Origin of the sequence: Deinococcus sp. KSM4-11 (genome assembly GCF_004801415.1) — a bacterium.
Lineage (GTDB): Bacteria > Deinococcota > Deinococci > Deinococcales > Deinococcaceae > Deinococcus.
This window is the reverse complement of record NZ_SSNX01000004.1, coordinates 17,494-40,368: the sequence shown is the minus strand read 5'-3', so window position 1 is coordinate 40,368 and position 22,875 is coordinate 17,494. Positions and strand designations below refer to the sequence as shown.

Sequence of the window (22,875 nt, the reverse complement as noted above, 5' to 3'; positions counted from 1 at the left end):
GGAAGGCGCTGGGTTCGGCGAGAGGCCAGGCGTTCTCCGCCGGACCTCACTGCCACGCCCAGGGAATGACCTTCCAGCTCAGCAGGACGAACAGGGCGACGAGCGCCACGCCGAGCACGACCGTCCATACAGTGCCCAGCACCACTTTCGGGGAATGGCTGCCGCCAGCGGCATAGCCCATGGCCTCCCAGGGATTGCTGTCGTAGGTGTAGCCCTCGATGCCGTCGGCCACGCCGCCCTTCTTGCTGAGCAGCCCGGCGATCAGCCCCGGCACGAACAGCAGCACCATCCACGCGAGGTACGACAGCACGTAGTACGGGCCGGCCACGAGGTTCTGAACCACATGCACGAACTCGTGCCCGAACAGGCTCTGTTTGGTGTTGCTCATCACGCAGCCCTGCGTGAAGCCGTAGGTGCTCTTGAGGCGAAAGCCGGACTGGTAGCGGTGGGCCTCGGTGCGGGTGTCGGGGCTGTGTCCGGCCCACGCGAAATTGATGAGGTGCAGCAGCAGGCCGGTGGTGTTGCCGCCCAGCCCCCACGTGACGTTCAGCGGGAAGGTGATGATCCCCACCAGGCCGTGAATGCCCCACAGGCCGTTCATGAAGCCCACGCCGCCGCCCACCAGCGTGGCCAGCGCCAGGAGATGGTCCGGCGTGGTCAGCCAGCGGTGGCCGAGCAGCGCGGGAATGGTGTCGATGATGCCGGGCCACAGCAGGAACGCCCACCCGATCACGAAGGCCGCCCGCTCCGGGTGCGGGGCGCGGCTCAGCAGGAAGGCGATGAACAGGCGTACCAGGAACGCCCCGACGAGCAGCAGCGCGGCCGCCTCCACGCCGCGCAGCAGCGCCCAACCGGACTGCCCCTTGTACAAGCCCACGGCCACGCCCACGATGAAGGCCACCGCCGCCGCGATCAGCGCGGCCGTCAGGGGATGCAGGAGGAGCGCCCACGTCAGCGTCATGGCGTCCCTCCAGGCGCGGGTGCCGGCCACACGACCTCGTGCGTGAGGGCCACGGGTTTTTCCAGCTCGACGAGTTGCCGCACCAGATCGGCGTACTGCGCGGAGTCCGGCGGGGCCAGCACCAGCAGATGAAACGCGCGGGGGTCCCCCCCGGCCGTGACGTTCTCCTGCACGCGGAATCCGGTGAGGCCGGTCGCGGCCTCCAGCACGCCTATCAGGCCGCGCGCGGTGCCGCGCATGAAGTTCAGCGGCATGGTGCGCGCGATCAGGAGGCGCAACTGCTGCAGGCCCGGCGCGTACTGCGCCTCCAGCGGGCCGGGGCGCAGCAGGCCACCCAGGTCCAGCCAGCCGGCCAGGAAGGGCAGGAAGGCGTCCGGCGCGCGGTAGGGGTTGAACACGGCGTCCACGCCCGACAGCGAGTCCTCGACCGGCGTGATCAGGTCGGCCATGACGTCCAGGGCGGCGTCCAGCGGCTGCCCCGGCTGGGCGGCGCGCTGCATCACCTCGGGCAGCAGGCGGTCAAGGTCGGGTCGCTTCATCCTCGCTGATCACCTCGATGTCGTGGGCGCCGGAGCAGAACAGCCAAGTGGGCGGCAGCGTCACGGCGTCCGCTCCGCTTCCCGGCACGACCGGCTGGTAGGTCTGTCCGGCGTCACGGCTCAGGCGCTGGCCCCACGGCCCGCCCGCCAGGACGAGCTGCGGCGCCGCCGCCACCGCCCGGACGCGCTCGAAGCGCCGCCCCTCGTTCAGCGGCAGGCCGCTGTCCACGGTCGGCGCCACCCAGGACGGCGTGCCGGCGGCCAGGGGCAGGGACGCCACGCCCATGTGGTGTGAGGCGGCGTATGCGGCGTCCGGCGTGAAGGCCAGCGCGAGGCAGCTGCCGCCCTGCCACCCGGCGTTCAGGGGCACCCAGCCCTCCGGGGGATCCTCCTGGCCGCGCAGTTCCCAGCGGCGGCAGCCGGGGCCGTCCTCGTCGCCCACGGCGGCCAGGCCTGCCCACAGGAAGGCGCGGGCGCCGTCGCGCTGTACGGCCAGCACCCGCACGTCCAGGGTGTTCAGGCCGATCGACCGGAAGGACTTGCTGCCCCCGCCGCTGGAGAGGTACACCCCACCCAGCGACTGCGCCGCGACCGCGATGGTCACGTCGCCCTGCAGATCGTGGTGGGCGGTCACGGCGTACAGCGGCAGGTTCGGGGTGCCGGGCGTGACCGCCAGCGGCGTCACGCGCACCTGACCGGGCAGGGCGAGCACGTCCAGCAGGCCGGTGTCCGTGGCGAGCAGCAGCGAGGACTGCCCGGCCCGCCGAATCCACGCGGCGTCCTGCACCTTCACGTCCAGCGTCTGCGGCGGCTGCCAGCTCTCGCCACAGTCGAAGGACACCATGACCTTCACGCCCTGGTCGGCCGTGTCGCTGATCGCGGCCAGGAAGCCCGGCTGGGCGGGGTGGGCACGCACCAGCCGCAGCGTCTCGCCCGGCAGGGTCAGCACGGCCTCCCAGCCCTCTCCGTCGTTCAGGGAGCGGAACAGGCGATCCTCGCACGCGGCGTACCACGTGCCCGGCTGGAAGGCGTCGGTGGCCAACGAGCGCACCTCGCCCTGCGGCTGCTCGTCCACGGACAGACCCACGCGGTCGACCCACGCCACGCCCGGTTCCGCGAGGGCCACGCCGTAGACGTCCGAGGAGCGCAGCGTCTGGCCGAACCGCCAGCCGTGCTCGCTCCGTGCGGTGGGCAGCGGATTGATGGTCAGGTGCAGCCGCTCGGTGACGCTGGCCCGGATCTGGTCGCGGTTCTGGTAACGCCGCGCCACGACCCGCGCGCTGACCCGCACGGTCTTGAAGCGCGCCCACTGCACGTCGCAGGCGGTGCCCAGGATGCGCCGCGCCTCGATGGCCCGCCCGATGGCGCCCAGCACCTCGGGCTGCTGGGCGTCCAGCAGCTCCTCCGGCGTGAGGTGCGCGCGCTCGTCCGGGGGCACCTCCGGCACGAGCACCAGCCCTACCGTCCCCGGCGTGCCGTGCGCCCACAGCTCGCGCTGCGTGAAGGCCCGGGCCCGCGCGACCGACCGGGCGTGCGCCAGCGCGATGAACTCGTAGTCCGAGGCGGTCACTGCGCGGTGCTGGTGCCGGACGTGCATGGGGCCGCGCACCAGGGCACGGTCCAGCGTCTCGGCCGCCTGCCCGCCGGACGCGGCAGCCGGGTTGGTGACGCTCACGCCCGGCAGTGGGCCTTGCAGGGTGGTCAGGGTGCCGGGAGCCACGTTGCCGTCCTCGCCGCCGCCGCGCCAGTACCACGCGCGCACCTCGCGGCCCGCCTCCACCGGGGGTACGCTTCCCGCCGCGCCGGGTGGGAAGGTCACGGTGCCGGCCAGCCGGTCGGCGAGGTAGGTCTGCGGATCGGGCACGCCCGCACTGAAGAACGGCACTTCCCGGAAGATGCGGTAGACCTTGTCTCCCCAGGTCATGATCGGCGTGCTGGGCTGCACCTCGGCAGGCAGAGCCTCGACGGCCACGATCAGGTCGGCCCCCTGCGCGTCGGTGACTGGCGCGACGATGGGTGGCCGGGCCACCGTCCATGCGCCGCCCGCCGCCGCGCCCGTGAGGGCCAGCAGTTCCCCGCTCACGAACTCGGCCTGGAGGGCGGGCACATCCACGCCCGACCTGCCGGCCGGCAGGTCGGCATCCTGCATGGTGGAGAACACGGGGGGGCTGCCGGTGCCGCCCGCTCCGGCGGTGACGCGCGTGCCCGCCGGGATGCGCAGCGCCGTGCTGGCGGCGCCGCCCGTGCGGGTGAAGTGCAGCGTGACCCGAGCCGCCGAGGGCGGGAGCATCACCACGCCCAGCAGGCGCAGGAACTCCACGTACGCCTTGTGTGGCAGCCGGTTGAGGCGGTAGATCATGGTGTCGGTCAGGAACGCGAACAGTTCCAGCAGCACCGTGCCCGGCTCGCCCGCCGAGAAGTCCGTCCAGTCCGGGGCGCTCTGGCGCGCGCGGGCGATAGCGGCCTCGCGCAGCTGCTCGAAGGTGCGGTCGTCCAGGTTCGGCAGGGGCAGCGCCATTACGCTCCGCCCCCAGGGCCCGCCAGGTTCAGGCGCACCTGCAGCTGATCCTCGTGCAGCGTGGCGCGCACCCGGTAGCGCAGCGTCACCCGCAGCACTTCCGGCACGTCCGGGTCGCGGCCGGCGTCCAGGTGCAGGAGCTGCACGCGCGGCTCCCAGCGCTCGATGGCCTGTCTTACGTAGTGGATGGCGAGTCCGGCGGTCGTGTCGTCGTTCGGCGCGAACATCAGCCGCGACAGGTGGCAGCCGTAGCCGGGCCGCATGACCCGCTCGCCCGGCCGGGTGGAGATCAGCATCAGCAGCGACTGCCGCACCAGCGCCGCGCCGCGTGCCAGTTGCACGCCGCCGCCCAGCGTGAGCCGCAGGCCCGGCCCGTCGGTGGCGGCCTCGCCGGCGTCCAGATCCGGGTGCACGAAGCGCCAGCCCTGATCCGGCGCAGTCACGGGCGTTCCTCCAGCAGCTCCTGGCCGGGCTGGCGGACCAGATACTCGACCACGCCAGGAGGGGTGCCGTCGGTCAGGCCGCGCACGCTGTCGAGCGCCACACGCTGGCCGCCGATGCGTAGCAGCGTGGAGTACCCCTGCTTCACCTTGAGGGTGCGCTGGCAGGGCTTGATGCCCACGCCGTAGTTCGGGCAGAAACGGATGGGCCGCCCCTCCGGGTCATCGTCGACGAGCAGCGCCTGCCCCTCCACGAAGACCAGGGACTGCGAGGCCTGGAGGCCCACCCGGCCGATCTCGTGCGCGCAGACCAGCTGCGCTTTATCCGTCAGGAGTTTCATCAGGCCCTCTCGAAGTTGATGCGCTGGCCGCGGATCAGGACTTCCTGCCCCGGCGCTTCCAGCACCAGCCGCGTCTGCGCGTGGATGTGCAGGCCCTCCGGCGTGAGTTCCACGACGCTGCCCTGGCCGTCCTCCAGGCGTAGCACCCCTGCCGCCGCGTCCAGCACCACCTGCTGCCCGGCGGCCGTGCGCAGCGTGTAGCGCCGGGTGGCGCCGCCCTCCACACCGCTGTCTGGCATGCCTGGCGCGCCGTACAGACCGCCCAGCACCACGCCGGAACTGCCATCCCCGGCGGGCAGCAGCACCAGTACCGTGTCGCCCACGTCCGGCAGCGCCATCAGGCCCTTGTCCGCCCCGGCCGCGAGGCTCAGCACGTGCAGCCAGTCGCTTTCCAGGTCGCCCTGGGCGGGCAGCGTCACGCGCACCCGCCCGAGCGCCTGCGGGTCGTCGACGTGTGTGACCATACCGAAGGTCGCCACGGGCACCGGGGGCGACAGGGGTGGGAGGGGCGCGCTGCTGAACTCGGTCACGAAGCCGGTGGCAGCCTCGATGCGGTGCGTGACCTCCGTGAGGACGAAGTCGCCGTCCAGGCCGTCGCCTAGGCCCTCCAGGCGCACCCCACTGCCCGGCACGAGGCGCACGTCGCCGCCGCTCACGCCCCAGCAGGTGCGCGCTGCCCCCGAGCGCCGATCCAGTTCGGCCTGCGCCAGCCACCGCGCTTCCTCATCGTTTTCGGCCTGTACGCCCACCACCTGCCGGGCGCCGCCACCGCCCGGTGCCTCGGCGCGGCCCTGCACGGCTTGGACGGTCAGGGCGTTCCAGCCGCGCACCTCCACCGAGGCGCAGGCAGGATCGGCGTTGCGTTCCACGCGCACTTCCAGCAGCGCCTGCCCCAGCCGGAGCGTGACCTGCGAGCCGTCCCCGGCGGGCCCCAGGAAGTCGAGCTGGCCGTCCCGGAGGCGGAAGGCCCGCCCGCTGCGTTCACTGAGGAGCCGGAGCAGGTCGAAGTCCGACTGCCGCACCTGCGCGCCCCAGGTGCGCGTCAGGGCGGGCACGTCCAGTTGCACGGCCACGCCCAGGCCCGCCGCGAGTTCCTCGGCGAGGCCGTGCAGGTTCAGCCCTGCGCGCACCTGCGCGGTCTGGCTGCGGCGCAGGCGTTGCAGTGGGTCGTAGGCGCGGATCCGCACTTCCCGCGCGCCACCCGCCAGGAACTCCACGCCCACAGCGGACACCTCCCCGCTGAAGACGGTCGGCCCACCGACGGTGTCGACCACCAGCGGGTCTCCGGGCTGCGCCGGCAGCGGGCCAGGGCCCCGCAGAACCAGTTCGCAGGCGGCCGGCAGCGAGAGCCGCTGCACGACCCACAGCGCATGCACCGCGCCCTCCCAGCCCTCCAGGGTCTGTCCACCCAGACGCACGCGCAGGGCCGCCGTCGGCCGCAGCGCAGGCATGGGCGCCGTCATGGCGTTCCCCCGGAGGTCACGGAACCTGTACCGTCCAGGCCACCGGAACCCGCGACGGACAGCAACTCCGGCAAGTGGAGGAGTTGCCCGGCCACCAGTTCGAAGGGACTGGCGAGGTCGTTGACGGCCGCGATCCAGCGCCACGCGGCCGGGTCGCCGTATATCTGGGCGGCCAGCGTGTCCAGGCGGCTGCCCGACTGCAGGCCATCCCCCTGCACGGCATACACGTCGGCAGGAACGGCGCCCCCCCCCGCAGAGGGCAGAACCGGCCAGTCCCCCCAGCCGGGCGCGGTCGTCGGGCCGGACAGCGTCTCATCCGGCACCTGCTCTGGCACGCGGCGCAGCCGCAGATGCAACCAGGACCGCTGCGGAGCTCCGCTGGCGGCGAACTGCTCGAAGCGCTCACTGACCGCCAGGATCACGCCCAGCACATTCCAGGATTTGCCCCACAGGAAGCGCACGCGGGCCAGGGCTGGCGCGCGGCCCTGCACGCCCTGCTCCTCGGCCAGCTGCCACAGCGGCCGGGTGAGGTCGCGCACGTCCGTCACGCGCTGCGGCGGCTCCTGCACGGAAGTGTCGAACAGCAGGTGCAGCTCGAGTTCCGTCACTCCGCCGCCGAGGGCCAGCAGCGGATCGTCACCCGTGGCCCGGCCACCCAGCAGCCCCCCCACGGACCGGCTCTGGCCCACGCCCGCCTGCCGCGTGACGGTCAGGTGTTCGGGGTTCAGCAGGCACGACACCCGCTCGTTCGTGGCCTCGATCAGGAAATTGACCCGTTCCACCGTTCACCCGCCTGTTCGCGCTCCAGTTCCCGCCAGCGTTCCTGCTCGCGCCGCGCGGCGTGCCAGACGTCCAGCGGATCAGCCTGAACCGCGGGGAGGGTCGGCCAGTGTTCCAGCGGTGGCTCCTCCGCAGCGGCGCTCCAGGCAACTTCGGGCGCGCCGGAGACCCTCTGCGAATAGGTCGGCATGCCCACGGCATTGACGGGCGTCTGGGGCCAAGCTGTGATGCCCTCATCCTGAACGGGTGTGGAGCTGGTCGGCCATGCGGGCACGGGCGAATCCATCAGCTTCGGCGCGGCCAGCGGCCACGGGGGAGGCGCCGAGGGTGGGGCCACCGCAGGCCAGTGCGGCGGGGCGGGTGGGCGGGTCGGCAGGGGCTGATCCCAGGTTGGCGGGAATGGGGGCGGCACCATGGGGCGCACTTCCCGCACCTCGGTCTGGACGGCTGGCGGCGAGGCCGGGTGCTCTGGAAAGACCGGTCGGGAGTCCGTCACAGGAAGCGGAACGGAGAAGGTCAGGGGAATCGGGGTTCCAAGGCGGCGGGGCGGCGCGACCTCCCGGTCGGATGAGTGGGGAACGGCCGGTTGCACCGCGCTGACAGTGAAGCCACGCTCCGGCCCGGCCGGCCCCGACACCGCGGCGCTCTCCCCCGCCTGCATCCAGCGAATCCCCGACGCCCCGCGGACGCGCTCCAGCCATGCTTCCGGCACCCCAGGCCGGTCCGGAACGGGGTCATTCTCCTCCCAAGAGTCCACGGCGCGCAGGGCCTCGACCGCCCAGCGGCGCAGCCAGAGCCGCAGGGGTCTGGGTGGGCGTGGCACCTTCATGCGCGCTCGAGGGTGTCGTACACCAGTGTCAGGTGCTCCAGCGCGGCCTCCTGGCTCATGGCGTCCAGCACCGCGCCGCGCCACTGCGACGGCCACGCGTTCACGAGGTTCCAGCGCATGACCTCCTGCGTTCCCTGCGCGTCCAGCATCAGGATGGACACGTTCTTGCGCACCACCTCGCCCTGCACGGCAGTCATCAGCCAGTCCCACAGTTCACGCGACTTCGTCAGGCCGTACTTCAGTTCCACGTCCGCGTACTCCACCCGGCCCGGCAGCGCGCGGGCAACCTGCCCGTTGCCACCCTCGCGGTAGCGGATCACGCCCAGGCGCACGCCCAGGCCGCTGCACTGCGTGAAGTGCCCCTCCACGACGCCCTGGATGACGATCTTGAAGTTGTAGCTGCGGTACGGATCGAGAGTATCCGGCACGCTCACTCACCCAGCCCTTGCGTGTCGCTGCGCTGATCCATCTGGCTGAGGCGGAACACGATGAATTCCGCCGGTTTCACGGGGGCCACGCCGATCAGCGTGACGACCTGCCCGGCGTCGATCACCTCGGGCGGATTGGTTTCCCGGTCGCACTTCACGAAGAACGCCTCCTGCGGCGTGCGGCCCATCAGCGCTCCGTCCCGCCACTGGTGCAACAGGAAAGCGCTCACGTCCCGCCGGATGGACTTCCACAGCGTCTCGTCGTTCGGCTCGAACACGATCCAGCGCGTGCTCACGGCAATGGACTCCTTGATCATGTTGAACAGCCGCCGGACGTTCAGGTAGCGGAACTCGCTGGCGCTGTCCGCGACCGTCCGCGCGCCCCACACCCGCACGCCCTCGGTGGAGAAGAAGCGCACGCAGTTCACGCCGTGGCTGTTCAGCTGTTCCTGCTCGGCGCGCGTGAGGTGGTACGTGAGGTCCAGCGCGCCGCGCACTGCCTCGTTCGCCGGGGCCTTGTGCACGCCGCGCGTGGCGTCCGTGCGCGCCCAGATGCCCGCCATGTGCCCGCTGGGCGGCACGTCCACCAGCGCGGCCGGGTTCACCGGGTCGCGCACCCGTAGCCACGGAAAGTACACGGCGCCGTAGCCGTCGTCGGACTGCCGGGGGCGCAGGCCGTGCAGTTCGCCAGGCGGCGGTCGGTCAGCACCGTCGCGGGCTGGCGCGTCCGCTCCAGTGCGGGCGGCCGGGGCCGGGCGGGCCACCTGGGTCAGGGCCATCACGTCCGGAACGTCGTGCGCGGCGTCGAGGATCGCCACCCGGTCGCCCAGGCCCTCGCAGTGGCTCAGCAGGGCATCGTAACTGGTCGCGTCCGTGAAGCCCGGCGCGGCCACAATCGCCACGTCGTCCCGCTGCGCGACGAGGTTCAGGGCGGCCGGCAGATCGCGCGACGCCCCGGTATTCACCACGTAGCAGCGCTGCCCGCCGTTCTGGAAAAAGCCGAAGACCGCCTGCGACAGGTCGGTGCTCGCCTGCCCCGCCCAGGCGTACAGGCGCTGGAATTCAGACCAGTTCGTGACCGCGCGGATGTCCTGCGCCAGCGCGCCGGCGTCCGGCGCCACGCCGATGAACGCGGCCGTGCTCGTTCCGACCGCCTCGATGGGCCGTGGGCCGCCCGGCACTTCCTCGACGTAGACATCCGGCGCAAGGTAATTCGGCATGGATACTCCTTTATTTAGGACAACCAGCGAACGGGAAGAGTGGGCGGATCAGGCGGTCTGCTCGGGCGGCGGCACCTGCACCGGCCACGGGGTCTCCCGCCCCGGTAGCTGGGCCAGCACCTCTTGCACCTGGCCGCCCACGACGGCCGCGACGTGCAGGGTGTCTTCCGGGCGGGCGGCCAGTTCGAACTCTCCGGCCGGATTCGTGTACAGCGGTTCCGGCGCGCCCTCCAGCTGCACACGCGCACCGGCCACCGGCTGACCCTGCGCGTCGGTGACGGTGCCACGCCGCCAGACCCGCCCGGAGGACTGCACGCTGAGCACGTGCTCCCGCGCCAATGGAGCGTGCGGTTGTTCCAGCGGCACAGTGACGGGGACGAGCAGCCAGAAGGCCGCTTGGGGCCGCCAGCCCAGGGCCGTCCACAGCTCCGGGGCGGGGTCGCCCAGTTCCACCTGGAAGTCCGGCTCCTGCATGGCCCGAACCAGAAGTTGGCCCAGCAGGTGCTCCGCGGCAGGCGTGGAGCTCGGCGCGCAGGTGACGAGGTAGCGCAGCCGGAACCGCAGCGGCGCGCGAGTCTGTGACCGTGGCGGCGGAAAGGGCAGGATCGCCAGCAGGGTCAGCTGCGCCGACGCTTGACCGTCTGGCGGCGTCTCTGAGGCCGACGTCACGGTGCTCGCTCCCTGCGCGGTGGCCCAGTCGGTCAGCCGCCGGGTGACTCCATCGAACATGCCTTCCTCCGATACCGCTGGCTTCCCGGAGCTGGGCCCCAACGAAGATCGCGGAACTTACCGCTGACGGTCGCCACTGCCTTCAGGAACAGGCCGATCCGTGGCCGTGCCTTCACGCGAGGCGCTGAACCGCTGGGAGGTGGCAGGTCAAGGACTCATCAGGTCTCTCCAGGAAGGGCGGCCGGGAGCTGGACTCGGACGCCGCCGAGGGTGTGCGCTTCGCCCAGAGATGCCGACCACGCGGTCACTCACCAGTCGAAGTAAGTGCAGGGTAGGCAACGCCCCATGACCGGGCCATGATCAGCGGCCGTCGCCTCCTTTCCTGGAGAGAATCCGGAACCCTCAGAGCCCCCAGGGCAGGTCGTCGCGTTCGCCGGTTGCCGGGGCACGGTGAGCGGCTTGTCTACATCGCTGGCCTGGGCGTTTCGCCGTGGGCCTTGCGCTGGACTGTGGTGACCGTTAGGATCTATCAAACGGTTTGAGAAGATCAACCAGGAGGCCAGGGTGACCCAGTCGACCAGGGATGTTCCGCGCTACCTCATTCAATCCGCCGCCCTCACCCTCGAAGTTCTGCTGGTCTTCGGCCGCCCCCCGCACCGCTACACCCCCTCAGAGCTGGCGCAGCAACTCGATCTCGACCGCAACCAGGCGTTCCGCTGCCTGCGGACGCTCCAGCACGTGGGCTTCATCCGGCTCGACGAAGACGACCGCTTTGTGCTCACCACCCTGGTCGATCAGCTGGCCGCCGCCTCGCAGCCGCAGCCCACCTTCGTCAGCGCGGCGCAGCCGTTCATGGACGAGGTGTCGCAGTCGACCGGCGAGACCGTCAACCTGTTTGTGCTCGACGGCGACCAGATGACCAGCGTGGATCACCGCGACGGCCTGCGCCCGGTGCGGCTGGTCACCGAACCCGGACGGCGCACCCCGCTGCACGCCGGCGCCTGCCCCAAGGCCGTGCTGGCCTTTCTGCCGCCGGAACAACAGCACGCCGTGCTGACCGGCCTGCCGGACATGCCCCGCTTCACACCCCATACCGAGCTCGACCCCGAGGCACTCCGGGCCGAACTTGACTCGATCCGCCTGCGTGGCTACGCCGTGAGTGACCTCGACATCGACGAGGAGGCGCGCGGCGTTGGTGCCCCCATCTTCGGGGCGGGTGGCGCGGTCATTGGCGCGATCAGCGTTGGTGGCCCCGCCTCCCGCATGACGCCGCACCGCCTCGCGGAACTCGGTGAAGAGATCAGCGCCGCCGCGCAGCGCATCTCGCGCCAGCTCGGTCACAACCGTCCCCTGTCGTCCCCCCCCAAGTGAGGTGGCCCGTATGAAACGAACTGGCAAGCTGACGTCCCTGATGGCCCTGAGTCTCCTGCTGGCCGGCGCTGCCCGCGCCCAGAGTGCCGATCCATCCGGCACCGCCACCTTCGTGACGACCGCCGACCCGACCTTCAATCCCTGGAGTCCGAACGCCTTCGTGGAGTCCAACCTCATCAACGAACTGCTGTTCCCCGGCCTGACCCGCTGGGACAAGGACCTCAAGCCCGCCCCTGATCTGGCCCTCTCCTGGAAGGCGTCCGCGGATGGCCTGAAGTGGACGTTCAACCTCCGCAAGAACGTGAAATGGTCCGACGGCCAGCCCCTCACGGCGGACGACGTGGCCTTCACCTTCAACGACCTGGTGCTGAAGAAGGAACTCGGCGCGAACCAGGGCAGCACGTGGCGCAACGCGGTGACGAAGGTCAACGTGGTCAATGCCAGCACCGTCGAGTTCATCCTGTCGCGCCCGTGGGCGTCGCTGCCCACGTACCTCGCGTACTACGCCGGCATCCTGCCCAAGCACTCGTTCGCGGGCGTCACCGACCCGTGGAAGTTCACGGCCTTCAACAAGCAGAACCCCGTCAGCTCCGGCCCCTTCAAGGTCTCGCAGGTGGTGTCCGGCGCGACCGTCCGGATGGTGCGCAACGAGAACTACTGGGGCGGCGCGCCCAAACTGCAGGGCGTGACCTTCAAGGTCGTGCCCGACAGCAACGCCCAGCTCGCCCAGCTGCTCTCCGGCGACGTGGACCTGATCGCCATCGGCAATCCCGAGACGGTCGACCGGGTCAAGAGCAGCCCGAACCTCACGCTGGACATCGCCACCTCGAACATCTACTACTTCGTGGCCCTGAACCAGGACGACCCGCGCTTCCAGGACGCCCGCGTGCGCCAGGCGCTGCTGTACGCCATCAACCGCCCGGCCATGATCTCCAGCGTCCTGAAGGGCTACGGACAGGTCGCCACCGGCCCGATCGCGCCCATCCAGAAGACCTACTACAACGCCAATGTCCAGCAGTACCCCTACGACCCGGCCAAGGCCAAGGCGCTGCTCGCGCAGGCCGGCTGGAAGCCCGGCCCGGACGGCACGCTGATGAAGGACGGCAAGCCCTTCGTGATCAGCATGCCCACCGCGTCGTACCAGCAGCTCGTGCCGATCTCGCTGCTGGTACAGCAGTACTGGAAGGACATCGGCGTGAAGGCCGACCTCAAGACCATGGACTGGAACTCGTACATCCAGCAGGTGATCGTCAAGCGCGACTACCAGGCGTCCGCCGCATGGTGGTCCACGCCCGCCGACCCGGACGTGCTGCCGTACTACGACTCCTCGGCCGCGAACGTGGGCAACAACATCCCCAACTACAAGAACCCCAAGCTGGACGCGCTGCTCGAAAACGGCCGCAAGGCCGGCAGCGTCCTCGCCCGCCGGGTCGTGTACAACGAGGCGCAGGCGCTGATGGCCAAGGAACTGCCGTACCTGTACCTGTGGTACCCGCAGAGCATCACCGCGTACAACAAGCGCCTGCAGGGCATGCGCGGCATCACGCAGGCGGCCGACTTCCAGTACGCCAACGAGTGGTTCGTCACGAAGTAAGCGGAGAGGGCGCGCTCCACAGCGCGCCCGCCTCCTTTGAAGGAGGGCACTGATGCTGGGTTTTCTGGTTCGCCGCCTCGGGCAGGGCGCGCTCGTGCTCGTCCTGATCTCGCTGATCACGTTCTTCCTTATCAACCTCGCCCCCGGCGGGCCGAGCGCCGCGTCGCGTTTCGAGACGACCGCCGAGGAACGCGCCGCGCTGACCAAACAGCTGGGCCTCGACCAGCCGCTCGTCAGCCGCTACGGGCAGTGGGCAGGCGGGGTGGTGCAGGGGAACTTCGGCGTGACCCTCAACGGCGGGCAGCCCATCGGCCCGATCCTGCGCCAGCGGCTGGGGAACACCGCGCAGCTCGGCCTGTCGGCGCTGCTGCTGTCGGTGGTGATCGGCATTCCGCTGGGCATCCTGACGGCGATGCGCCGCAACTCCGCGCTGGATCATGTGGTGAACGCCATCACCACGCTGGGCATGAGCATCCCGGACTTCTGGACCGGCATCATGGCGATCCTGCTGTTCTCGGTGGTGTGGAAGGTGCTGCCGTCGTCCGGGCTGTACGACGCGAGCGCGGGCTTCTCGGTGGTGGGCTGGCTCCAGCACATGATCCTGCCGGCGGGCGTGCTGGCCTTCGTGATGCTGCCGAACCTGGTGCGCTTCACGCGCTCGTCGCTGCTGGAGGTGCTGGGCATGGATTACCTGCGGACCGCGCGGGCCAAGGGGGTCACCGAACCGCGCGTGATCCGCAAACACGCCCTGCGCAACGCCCTGGTGCCGATCATCGCCATGGTCGGCCTGATCCTGCCGGCGCTGCTCAGCGGCTCGGTGATCATCGAGAGCGTGTTCGGCCTGCCCGGCATGGGTCGCCTCGCGGTGGACGCCGCGCTGGGGCGCGATTACAACACCATCATGGCCGTCACGCTGGTGGCGGGCGCCGTGGTGATCGTCACGAACCTGCTCGTGGACCTCACGTACTCGTTCGTCGATCCGAGGATCCGTCATGACTGAGGCCCGCGATCTGGGCACCGCGCGCGTGCCGGCGGAGCGTCCGGTGCGGCGACGGGCCGGACTGGTCGCCCGGCTGGTCACGCACCCGGTCGGTTTTGTGGCGATCACCATCCTGGCGCTGCTCTACCTCACCGCCTTCCTGGGGCCGCTGGTGTACACGGCGTCGCCCATCACGGCCGATCCGCTGAACACCACGGCCGCTCCCTCCGCGCAGCACCTGCTGGGCACCGATGAACTCGGCCGCGACGTGTTCGCGCGGCTGATGTACGGCGGGCGCATCACCCTGATGATCAGCGTCATCTCGATGGTCGTCGCCCTGAGCATCGGCTCGCTGGTCGGCGCGCTGGCCGGCTACCACCGGGGCTGGCTGGAGACGGTTCTGATGCGGATCGTGGACACGTTCATGGCGATTCCCAGCTTCTTCCTGATCCTGGCGGCGCTGGCCGTGCTCGGGAACAGCCCGCCAGTGGTGGTGTTGGTCGTGGGCCTGGGCTTCTGGCCGCAGGTGGCGCGCATCGTGCACGCCGAGGTCACCAAGATCCGCAACTTCGACTTCGTGGAGGCCGAACGCGCGCTGGGCGCCTCCAGCAGCCGCATCATCTGGCGGCACATCTTCCCGCAGGCGCTGCCCGCCACGGCAGTGCTGACCACCCTGGGCATCGCGTGGTCGATCCTGACCGAGACCGGCCTGAGCTACCTGGGACTGGGCATCCAGCCGCCGCTGGCGTCGTGGGGCAACATGCTCCAGAACGCCCAGACGTACTTCTGGGTCAAGCCCGCCCTGGCGGTGTATCCGGGGCTGATGATCGCGGTGGCGGTACTGTGCTTCAACCTGATCGGCAACGTGCTGCGCGACCTGACCGACCCGAGGAGCCGGTGAACGCCAGTCCCGCGTGGTGGACGGCGCTGAGGGCCGAGCTGGCCCCGGTGCTGCCGCGCCTGCGGGTGGCGCTGTACGCCTCGGGCGGTTCGGCGTACCACCACGCGGCGCTGGTCGCGCAGTGGGGCGGCGTTCCTGAACCCCTGACGACAGCCCAGATCCAGGCGGGCGACCTGGCCGGGTATGACGTGCTGGTCATGCCGGGCGGCGGCCTGCTGGGCATGGGCGGCCTGCTGGCTCCGCTGGGTGAAGAGGGCAGTCGGATGATCCGCGACTGGGTGGCCGGGGGCGGGATGTACATCGGCTCATGCGCCGGGGCGTACCTGCCCGCCAACGTGCCCGCGAGCTTTGCCGGGCAGCATCCGGCCATCGTGCCCCTGCACCTGCTGGACGTTCCCCTCGCTAATGGCGCCGACGGTGGACTGGGCGGCCTCGATTCGCCCGGCGTGGGTGTCCTGCACGCCACGGTGAGCGCCCCGGCGCACTGGCTGACGAAGAGCCTGCCGCCTCATTTCGAGGTCATGCACTACAACGGGCCGTGCTTCACGCCCATGCATGGGTCAGACGTGACCGCCGTGACGCGCGTGGAGGGCACCGGCACGGCCTTCACCCCCTGGGAACGGAGCCTGCCGGGCACCACCCCGACCCTGGTGGACACCCTGATCGAGACCCGCGCCGCGAACGTCGTCGCCGGTGCCTTCGGTGAGGGCACGGTGGTGCTGTTCGGCTCGCACCCCGAATTCGGGTTCGACGCGCTGCAACTCGGCTGGGGCGAGGCCGCCCGGCTCTTCGGGAATGCGCTGCTCCACCAGGCCGGGCGGAAGCGGTCGCTGCCCTGCGAGGCCACGGGAGCGGCACTCACCGTCGACCTGGCCGACGTGGCGGACGCGCTGACCACCGCCTCTGAGCGCTTCCAGCGCCTGAGTACTATCACCCCGGAGCTCAGCGGGGCACCGGTGTTCCTGGGCCAGACGGCCCCAGACCTGTGGAGGGCGGCCCTGAGCGAGGCGGCCACCCTGAGCGCCGACACGGCCACGTACCTGACATCCCTGACGAGCGTGCCCTCGGCGTGCGCGGCTTGGATCGACTCGCCAGCCGCACCGGAGCAGGATTACGGCTTCGTGGGCCTGCGGCAGCTCGCCGCACAGATCCTCGGGCTGCTCGACCAGGCTGAGGAGCACCTGCGGTCTCCTCCACCGCCGGTGACGTCCCCGTACGGCGACTGGGATCGGCATCCGTACCACCTGCTGGCCAGCTCGTACCTCAGCGCCGCCGGACTGACGGCCGCTGCGAGCCTCGCCGCCGGCACCCTCGGCACCCTGGCCGGCACCGACCGCCTTCCCCCCCACCCGATGTTCCAAGAGGAAAGACCATGACTGACGTGAAAGACCCGACTGCCCAGCACGACGCCCCGCTGCAACGTAAGAACTACACGGGCTACAAGTCCTTCTCGTACCTGGAACCCGGCGCGGACTACAAGGTCTACCCGCTGGCGCAGGAACTGAACCGCGTGCAGAGCACCCGCCCGGAGGTCACGCCCGAGCAGGAGGCCCGCGTGCGTCGGCTGTTCCAGGAGCAGCTGATGATCTCGCTGCACGACCACTGCTTCATCGCGCCGGAAGACCTGAGTCAGTTCCTGGAATTCCGCCGCTGGGGCCGCGACTTCACCGGTTACGAGGGCCTGAGCGTGTCCGGCCTGGACGCCGTGTTCGACAACCTGATGAACGGCACGGCCATGATCACCTCGCGCGGCGGGTGGAAGTGGGACGACATCGTCTTCGACCTCGGGATGCGCCTGTCGGACATTGCGCACCAGGAGATGGTGGTGCACTGCAAGACCACCGAGGACATCGTGAACGCCAAGAAGAACGGCCAGATCGCCTTTATCGTGTCCATCGAGGGCGCGGCGATGATCGAGAACGAACTCGACCGCCTGGACATCCTGTACGGACTCGGCGTGCGCTGCCTGGGCATCGCGTACAGCGAGGGCAACCAGCTCGGCGGCGGCCTCAAGGAACCGCGTGACGGCGGCTTGACCACCTTCGGGCGGCAGGCCGTGAAGCGCATGAACAAGCTCGGGATCGCCATCGACGTGAGCCATTCCGGCGACCAGACCGCGCTGGACACCATCGAGGTGAGCGACAAGCCGATCTTCATCACGCACGCGGGCGCGCGGGCGCTGTGGAACTCCAACCGCCTGAAGCCCGACGACGTGATCCGTGCGTGTGCCGCGAAGGGCGGCGTGATCGGCATCGAGGCGGCCCCGCACACCACGCTGACCGAGAAGCACCCGCGCCACAGCCTCGAATCGTTCATGGAGCACTTCGAGTACTGCGTGAACCTCGTCGGCATCGACCACGTGGCCTTCGGCCCCGACGTCCTGTTCGGCGACCACGTGGGCCTGCACAACGCCCTGACCGAGGCGCTGTCCATCGGCGCGTCGCGCGGGCACCTGAGCTACGACAAGGTGCCGTTCGTGGACGGTATCGAGAGCCCCGCCGAGGCCTTCCCGAACATCGTCCGCTGGCTGGTGAAGCACGGCTACAGCGACGAGGACATCGGCAAGGCGGTGGGCGGCAACATCATGCGCGTGCTGAAGGAGGCGTGGTACCGGTGAGCCACAGAATCACCGTGAACGGCGTGGAGCTGGTCTACGAGGACGGCGGGCAGGGCACAGCCATCGTGACCCTGCACGGCGGCCCCGGCATGGGCAGCCGCGCCGGCGACTGGGCCGCGTTCCAGCCGCTGACCGACTCCTTCCGGCTGATCAGTTACGACCAGCGCGGCAACGGCGAGTCTGGCGCCGGCGAGCCGTACTCGCACGCGCAGTTCGTCTCGGACCTCGAAGCGCTGCGTCAGGATCTCGGGCTCGGCAAGATCGTGGTGCTGGGCGGCAGCTACGGCGGTTTCCTGGCGCTGGAGTACGCGCTGGCCCACCAGGAACACGTGCACGCGGTCATCCTGCGCGACACCGCCGCCAGCAACCGTTTCCAGGACACCAGCATGGAGCGCGCCATGAGCAGCGGGTTCCCGATGGATCAGGAACGGCTGGAGAGATTGTTCGCCGGACAGGTCGCCAGCGACGACGAGTTCCGCGAGAGCTTCGGCATGATCCAGCCGCTCTACACCGTGGAACGCGACCCGGCCGCCGAAGCCGAGCGCCTCGCCCGCATTCCCTTCCGGTACGAGACGCACAACTGGGCGTTCAGCCGCAACCAGCCGGACTACGACCTGACCGGCCGCCTGCACGAGATCCAGGTGCCGGTTCTCGTCACGGTCGGGCGCGAGGACTGGATCACGCCGCTGGAGGCGTCCGAGGAGCTGGCCGCCGGCCTGCCCAACAACGAGTTCGTGGTGTTCGAGCACAGCGGCCACTCGCCGCACGTCGAGGAGCAGGAGCGGTACCTGGGCGTGGTGCGGGACTTCCTGGCGCGGCACGTGCCGGCGTCCGTGACCGCATGACCACGGATCCGGCCCCGGCCATCCCGCCGATCAGTCAGGAGGAACGCGCCCAGCGCGCTCAGAACGTCTTCGAGCACCTGCCGGCGGGCACTGACGCCGCCGTGCTGTTCGACGACCAGTTCATCCAGTATTACGCCGGCTTCGCGTTCCACGCGACCGAGCGGCCCATCGCGCTGCTGCTCCTGCCCGGCGGAGAACGGCACCTGTTCGTGCCCCGCCTGGAGCGGGAACACGCGCAGGCCTTCGCCCAGGCCGAGCAGGTCGTGGACTACCCCGAGTATCCCGGTGACGTCCACCCCATGCAGCGCCTCGCCGCGCACCTGAAGTCGCTGGGGCTGGACCGCGGCCGGATCGGCGTGGATCACGACGGCTACCCGGCCGTGATGGGCTACAGCGGGCCGGCCGTCAGCGAAGTGCTGCCCGACGCGACCATCCTGAGGGTGTCGCCGGGGCTCGACGCACAGATGGCGCTGAAATCCCCGGCAGAACTCGCCCTGATCCGCGAGAGCGTGCGCTGGGGCGACCACGCCCACCGCCTGCTCCAGCAGTACACCGAGGTCGGCGCGAGTGAGACCGACGTGGAGGCACGGGCAACCCGCGAGGCGACCGCTGCCATGGTGGCCGCCATCGGCGAGCAGCGGCGCACCCCGAACCGCTGGCTGAGCGGCGCGGTTGCGCTATACCGGGGGCAGATCGGGGCCGCCAGCGCGCTGCCGCACGCCATGACCAGCGGCGTGCGCTTCCAGGCCGGCGACACGCTGGTGACCGGGGCGGGCGCGGGTGTGGGCGGGTACATCAGCGAACTCGAACGCACCATGTTCATGGGTGAGCCCACCGCCGAGCAGCGCACCTTCTTCGCGCACATGCTGGCACTTCAGGACATCGCCTTCGACGCCCTACGCCCCGGCGCGACGTGCGCGAGCGTGGACGTCGCCGTGCAGGCCTACGTCGACCAGGAGGGCCTTCAGGCGTACTGGCGGCACCACGTCGGCCACGGCCTGGGACAGCGCATCCACGAGGCCCCCTTCCTCGACCGGGGCGATCCGCGCGTGCTTCAGCCCGGCATGGTGCTGAGCGTCGAGCCGGGCCTGTACGTGCCGAACCTGGGCGGCTTCCGGCACTCGGACACCATCCTGGTCACGGAATCGGGCATGGAGCTCCTGACCTTCTACCCGAGGCAGCTGGACGACCTGATCATTCACTAACCACGCTCCGGCTTCACTGGGTCAGGCCTCATCCCTACTACTGATCGCTTGTACGTAGAGACAGCACCTACTGCCGGGAATCTGGATTGCACTGACGCAGGCTGTCACACCTCCAGGCCAGTTCAGAGGCCGCTGAATAGCCTTTGAACTGGCCCGCCCGAACAGATCCGGCGGGCCAGTTCGTTATTGCCGACGATATTCGGTCTTATCGTCGTCTAATCGGTGCTGACTCTGTAGAGCCGATCGCTCCCCCTACAAATGTTTGATATGCTCAACAGATGATCAATCCAAGAATAAAACAGTAAAGGCACCAGCCTATCCGTTTGTGCACATAGGAAACTATATTTCAGGACACAAGCAGCTATCATAAACGATCGTTCGCTTAAGGGAGGAGTATGGATCTCTATAATCTTGTTTCTTGGCGTCCCCCTAGCATCTTATGCCCAAGATGTGCCGCTATTCTTGTTACCTATGGAAAATCATACGGAGATTTATCGTCTGTGGGTCAGTATGAAAGCCTTTCAGCAACCTGGACGCCCGAACATAAGGCAAACTCATTGGAAAGTAAATCAACAGCACAAGGACTACAGCATTCCTGTCCAATATGTGATCTAACCTTCGACTTCAAGCCCAATCTTATGCCAGATTATGAGATAAAGAAATTGGATAATCTCAGTAAGCTAGTCGGGCTTGCGATCAACCTTCCGCCGTATACCCCCGTAGATAAAGTGAATGCCTCTCCATTAGCTCTAATTTTGGAGATGATTTCAAGTGCAGAAAACTTCATAAACTTCACCACTTGGAATATGGATTCAACCTTCTTGACTGCGCTGCACATCGCTTCTCAGAGGGTCAAAATAAGAGGCATAATCAGTCGACCCCTAGATCCGTACTCAGCCAGCCTCTACAAAAGCCTGAAGGATAATCCAAACTTGAAATTAGTCATCACAGAATCAAGAGATGTAAGTGCCGTACATACTAAACTTATGGTTATAGACGGATTAGTTATTGTGGAAGGATCTGCTAGCCTGAGTGTTAGCGCATTTGAAAAGGTGTCTGGGACAAACAAGCCGCCCGGAGAGAAGCTAGTTGTCTCTTGTGATTCGATGAAAGTCATTGGCGATAACAATAAATACTTCAGTACTAATTGGAAGCTGTACCAGAAAATGGACTCAAACAACCCCAGAGATGTATTCGACACCTTCTGGGATTACATCTGACTAACAGCTGAGTGCAACTACCTTTACAGACGGAGTCGTTGGGGGTTAGCCTAATACGGCGGAGACTTTTCGGCGACTCCACTCTGCTGTGATAAATGAAAAAACTCCGCACTAGACGGAGTTTCTTGGTGGCCAGGGCCGGACTTGAACCGGCGACCCAACGATTTTCAGTCGTTTGCTCTACCAGCTGAGCTACCTAGCCGTGCTCCCCTATCGGGGAGGGTGTGGCGGTCCGGACGGGATTTGAACCCGCGACCTTCTGCGTGACAGGCAGATATGCTAACCGCTACACTACCGGACCGTGCTGGTGATTGTGATTCGCTGCCGAAAAAGCAGCGGGGTTAAGGATAGCCGCGCTTCCCGGTCTTGTCAATGCGCAGGTGCGCAGATGATGTCTGCTCAGAAGGGCACGGCACGGACACTCTGCAGGGGCAGGTCCACGCTGGGCTCGACGAGGAGCTCAAGGTACTCGCGGGCGTGCAGGGCATCGATCATGGCGAGGCGGTGTTCCTCGTCGATCAGGATGCCGTCGTCGATCTGGGTGTGGCCGTAGACGCCGAAGCTCAGGCCCGCCATGTCGACGTATTCGGGCGTCTCGTGGAACCAGCGCTTGGGGCTGTGATCCGCGTAGAACAGGTCGTCGTAGTGGCTGTGGGCGGGCAGGGGGGACACGTGCGCGAACTGCAGGTTGCCGACGCGAATCTCGCGGGGGAAGGTCTGCATCCACAGGCGCAGGTGATCCGGGAGCATCAGGCCGCCATGCTCCGGGTCGAATTCGTTGTGCACGATGCCGCCACTGGTGCCGAGGACGTAGGTGGCATTCAGGACGGCATCGTCGTGGTTTCCAAGGATGATGTGCACGGCGTGCGGCGCGGCCTCCTGGTAGGCCTTGAGCACCTCAAGTTGCTTGACCTGCTCACGCGCCGCGAGGAAGAGGTGATCCGGGTCTTTCGGGTCGAAGCGGGCCACGCCGGCCAGCCGGGCGTACTCGCGCTCGTTCTTGGGATGAACGAGGTCGCCGATCAGGATGACCTGGAACAGGCCGGCCAGCACAGGCGGCGTGGGCTGAAGGGAGCCGTCAGCGCAACTGGCCGCGCGCAGGGCGGCCCACAGGGTATCGAAGTCGGCATGCACGTCGCCGAACGCCAGAAACTTGTGCATTCGCCCGCCAGTGTATCCGGCTGGTGGAACGCTGGGAAGGGTTCACCGGGAGGCCGCAGGAGTCCCAAGTCTCAGCGAAGCCTGCATTTTGTTCCACGTCCGGACTCCCGACCACGGGCCGCAGGCGAGCATCGGAGTTCGTTTCAGCCTTTGAGCAGCGCCTGGAGTTCCTTGTAGATGGCGCGGCTCTCGTCGAGCGTCTCGCCGTACCCGCGCATCAGGATGCGGGCGGCGTCGCCACCCCGACCGGCCACCTTGAGCTGCTCGAGCAGGTCTTCGATGTGCCGGCGGGCTTTTTCCATCTGCGGGTCGCGGGGCGGTTCGGGCGGCAGGGCGCGCGGCGCCGTGTCGGCGGGCAGGGGCGCCTCGGCGTCGAGATCCGTAGTGTTCGCGCCGTCATCCGGGTCGTATTCCACCCACGCGGGCTCGCCGGCGGGCGCCACGCCGTAGGTGCGGGCGGCGTCGGCCAGGGCGGCCAGTTTGGCGTCGTGCAGGGTGTGGGCCGTGGCGAGGCCCTCGCGGTGGGTGCCGTGCAGGGTCAGGCGGGCCCGCACCACGGGCGGCTGCACGCTGTCGCAGGCCCACGCGAGTTCCCACTGCGGATCGAGGCGTTCGAGGTGGGCGGCCAGGGCGTCCACGTCCGGGGCGGGGATCACGCGGGCCTGGTCGCCCCGCACTTCCAGGGTCGCCCAGGAGGTCATGCTGGCGCGCAGGGCCTCGCGCACGCGGTCAAGTTCGGCCATGCCGGCAGTCTAGCCCCTGAAAGGATGGGCAAAAGCAGGGCGAGCGGCCGC

22 protein-coding genes and 2 tRNA genes are annotated in these 22,875 nt (G+C 68.8%); 9 read left to right on the top strand and 15 right to left on the bottom strand.

Annotated elements, in window-relative coordinates; genetic code table 11:
• Positions 1–46: 46 nt before the first annotated feature.
• From E7T09_RS12460 to E7T09_RS12410, 11 genes are read right to left on the bottom strand one after another with little or no spacing between them, the layout of a single operon-like run.
• Positions 47–961, bottom strand: coding sequence for a hypothetical protein (locus E7T09_RS12460; RefSeq protein ID WP_136389540.1), 915 nt, complete (start codon positions 959–961; stop codon positions 47–49).
• Positions 958–1,500 (bottom strand): phage tail protein, encoded by a 543-nt coding sequence (locus E7T09_RS12455; RefSeq protein ID WP_136389539.1) that lies wholly within the window; start codon positions 1,498–1,500, stop codon positions 958–960. The genes E7T09_RS12460 and E7T09_RS12455 overlap by 4 nt, the downstream gene beginning before the upstream one ends.
• Entirely contained in the window at positions 1,481–4,018 is a 2,538-nt protein-coding gene (locus tag E7T09_RS12450) for a baseplate J/gp47 family protein (protein ID WP_136389538.1), read from the bottom strand. Before E7T09_RS12450 ends, E7T09_RS12455 begins: the two co-directional genes overlap by 20 nt.
• Positions 4,018–4,461: a GPW/gp25 family protein gene (locus tag E7T09_RS12445; RefSeq protein ID WP_136389537.1), complete on the bottom strand. Its 444-nt coding sequence runs from the start codon at positions 4,459–4,461 to the stop codon at positions 4,018–4,020. The genes E7T09_RS12450 and E7T09_RS12445 overlap by 1 nt, the downstream gene beginning before the upstream one ends.
• Positions 4,458–4,799, bottom strand: a complete 342-nt coding sequence (locus E7T09_RS12440; protein WP_136389536.1) for a hypothetical protein — start codon at positions 4,797–4,799, stop codon at positions 4,458–4,460. Before E7T09_RS12440 ends, E7T09_RS12445 begins: the two co-directional genes overlap by 4 nt.
• Positions 4,799–6,262 (bottom strand): phage baseplate assembly protein V, encoded by a 1,464-nt coding sequence (locus E7T09_RS12435; RefSeq protein ID WP_136389535.1) that lies wholly within the window; start codon positions 6,260–6,262, stop codon positions 4,799–4,801. The genes E7T09_RS12440 and E7T09_RS12435 overlap by 1 nt, the downstream gene beginning before the upstream one ends.
• Entirely contained in the window at positions 6,259–7,044 is a 786-nt protein-coding gene (locus E7T09_RS12430) for a hypothetical protein (RefSeq protein WP_136389534.1), read from the bottom strand. The genes E7T09_RS12435 and E7T09_RS12430 overlap by 4 nt, the downstream gene beginning before the upstream one ends.
• Positions 7,023–7,871: a hypothetical protein gene (locus E7T09_RS12425; RefSeq protein WP_136389533.1), complete on the bottom strand. Its 849-nt coding sequence runs from the start codon at positions 7,869–7,871 to the stop codon at positions 7,023–7,025. Before E7T09_RS12425 ends, E7T09_RS12430 begins: the two co-directional genes overlap by 22 nt.
• Positions 7,868–8,299 (bottom strand): phage tail protein, encoded by a 432-nt coding sequence (locus E7T09_RS12420; RefSeq protein ID WP_136389532.1) that lies wholly within the window; start codon positions 8,297–8,299, stop codon positions 7,868–7,870. The genes E7T09_RS12425 and E7T09_RS12420 overlap by 4 nt, the downstream gene beginning before the upstream one ends.
• Before the next feature lie 2 nt (positions 8,300–8,301).
• Positions 8,302–9,519 (bottom strand): phage tail sheath C-terminal domain-containing protein, encoded by a 1,218-nt coding sequence (locus E7T09_RS12415; RefSeq protein WP_136389531.1) that lies wholly within the window; start codon positions 9,517–9,519, stop codon positions 8,302–8,304.
• A 48-nt stretch (positions 9,520–9,567) separates the two neighbouring features.
• Positions 9,568–10,248: a carboxypeptidase-like regulatory domain-containing protein gene (locus E7T09_RS12410; protein ID WP_136389530.1), complete on the bottom strand. Its 681-nt coding sequence runs from the start codon at positions 10,246–10,248 to the stop codon at positions 9,568–9,570.
• A gap of 504 nt (positions 10,249–10,752) precedes the next feature.
• On the opposite strand from E7T09_RS12410, the gene E7T09_RS12405 reads away from it, so the two are divergent.
• From E7T09_RS12405 to E7T09_RS12365, 9 genes are all read left to right on the top strand, one after another.
• Positions 10,753–11,559 carry an IclR family transcriptional regulator gene (locus tag E7T09_RS12405; protein ID WP_136389529.1) on the top strand — a complete coding sequence of 269 codons (807 nt, stop codon included), beginning with the start codon at positions 10,753–10,755 and terminating at the stop codon, positions 11,557–11,559.
• A 10-nt stretch (positions 11,560–11,569) separates the two neighbouring features.
• Positions 11,570–13,153, top strand: a complete 1,584-nt coding sequence (locus E7T09_RS12400; protein ID WP_136389528.1) for an ABC transporter substrate-binding protein — start codon at positions 11,570–11,572, stop codon at positions 13,151–13,153.
• Positions 13,154–13,205: 52 nt separating this feature from the next.
• On the top strand, positions 13,206–14,153 hold the full coding sequence (locus E7T09_RS12395) for an ABC transporter permease (protein WP_136389527.1): 948 nt from the start codon (positions 13,206–13,208) through the stop codon (positions 14,151–14,153).
• Positions 14,146–15,033 carry an ABC transporter permease gene (locus tag E7T09_RS12390; RefSeq protein WP_136389526.1) on the top strand — a complete coding sequence of 296 codons (888 nt, stop codon included), beginning with the start codon at positions 14,146–14,148 and terminating at the stop codon, positions 15,031–15,033. The genes E7T09_RS12395 and E7T09_RS12390 overlap by 8 nt, the downstream gene beginning before the upstream one ends.
• Positions 15,030–16,409 carry a BPL-N domain-containing protein gene (locus E7T09_RS12385; RefSeq protein WP_136389525.1) on the top strand — a complete coding sequence of 460 codons (1,380 nt, stop codon included), beginning with the start codon at positions 15,030–15,032 and terminating at the stop codon, positions 16,407–16,409. Before E7T09_RS12390 ends, E7T09_RS12385 begins: the two co-directional genes overlap by 4 nt.
• Complete coding sequence (locus E7T09_RS12380) at positions 16,406–17,650, top strand: dipeptidase (RefSeq protein ID WP_136389524.1); 1,245 nt, start codon at positions 16,406–16,408, stop codon at positions 17,648–17,650. Before E7T09_RS12385 ends, E7T09_RS12380 begins: the two co-directional genes overlap by 4 nt.
• On the top strand, positions 17,647–18,495 hold the full coding sequence (locus E7T09_RS12375) for an alpha/beta fold hydrolase (RefSeq protein WP_136389523.1): 849 nt from the start codon (positions 17,647–17,649) through the stop codon (positions 18,493–18,495). The genes E7T09_RS12380 and E7T09_RS12375 overlap by 4 nt, the downstream gene beginning before the upstream one ends.
• Positions 18,492–19,700, top strand: coding sequence for a Xaa-Pro peptidase family protein (locus E7T09_RS12370; protein ID WP_136389522.1), 1,209 nt, complete (start codon positions 18,492–18,494; stop codon positions 19,698–19,700). The genes E7T09_RS12375 and E7T09_RS12370 overlap by 4 nt, the downstream gene beginning before the upstream one ends.
• A gap of 500 nt (positions 19,701–20,200) precedes the next feature.
• Positions 20,201–20,920 (top strand): phospholipase D-like domain-containing protein, encoded by a 720-nt coding sequence (locus tag E7T09_RS12365; RefSeq protein WP_136389521.1) that lies wholly within the window; start codon positions 20,201–20,203, stop codon positions 20,918–20,920.
• A gap of 126 nt (positions 20,921–21,046) precedes the next feature.
• On the opposite strand, the gene E7T09_RS12360 is transcribed toward E7T09_RS12365, so the two are convergent.
• The 4 genes from E7T09_RS12360 to E7T09_RS12345 all read right to left on the bottom strand — a co-directional run bounded on the left by E7T09_RS12360 (position 21,047) and on the right by E7T09_RS12345 (position 22,824).
• A tRNA-Phe gene (locus tag E7T09_RS12360) sits at positions 21,047–21,122 on the bottom strand.
• A gap of 23 nt (positions 21,123–21,145) precedes the next feature.
• Positions 21,146–21,221 (bottom strand) — tRNA-Asp (locus tag E7T09_RS12355).
• A gap of 98 nt (positions 21,222–21,319) precedes the next feature.
• The gene (locus E7T09_RS12350; RefSeq protein WP_136389520.1) at positions 21,320–22,081 is read right to left on the bottom strand and encodes a metallophosphoesterase; all 762 of its coding nucleotides are present in this window, start codon (positions 22,079–22,081) and stop codon (positions 21,320–21,322) included.
• A 143-nt stretch (positions 22,082–22,224) separates the two neighbouring features.
• Positions 22,225–22,824, bottom strand: coding sequence for a single-stranded DNA-binding protein (locus E7T09_RS12345; RefSeq protein WP_136389519.1), 600 nt, complete (start codon positions 22,822–22,824; stop codon positions 22,225–22,227).
• Positions 22,825–22,875 lie beyond the last annotated feature (51 nt).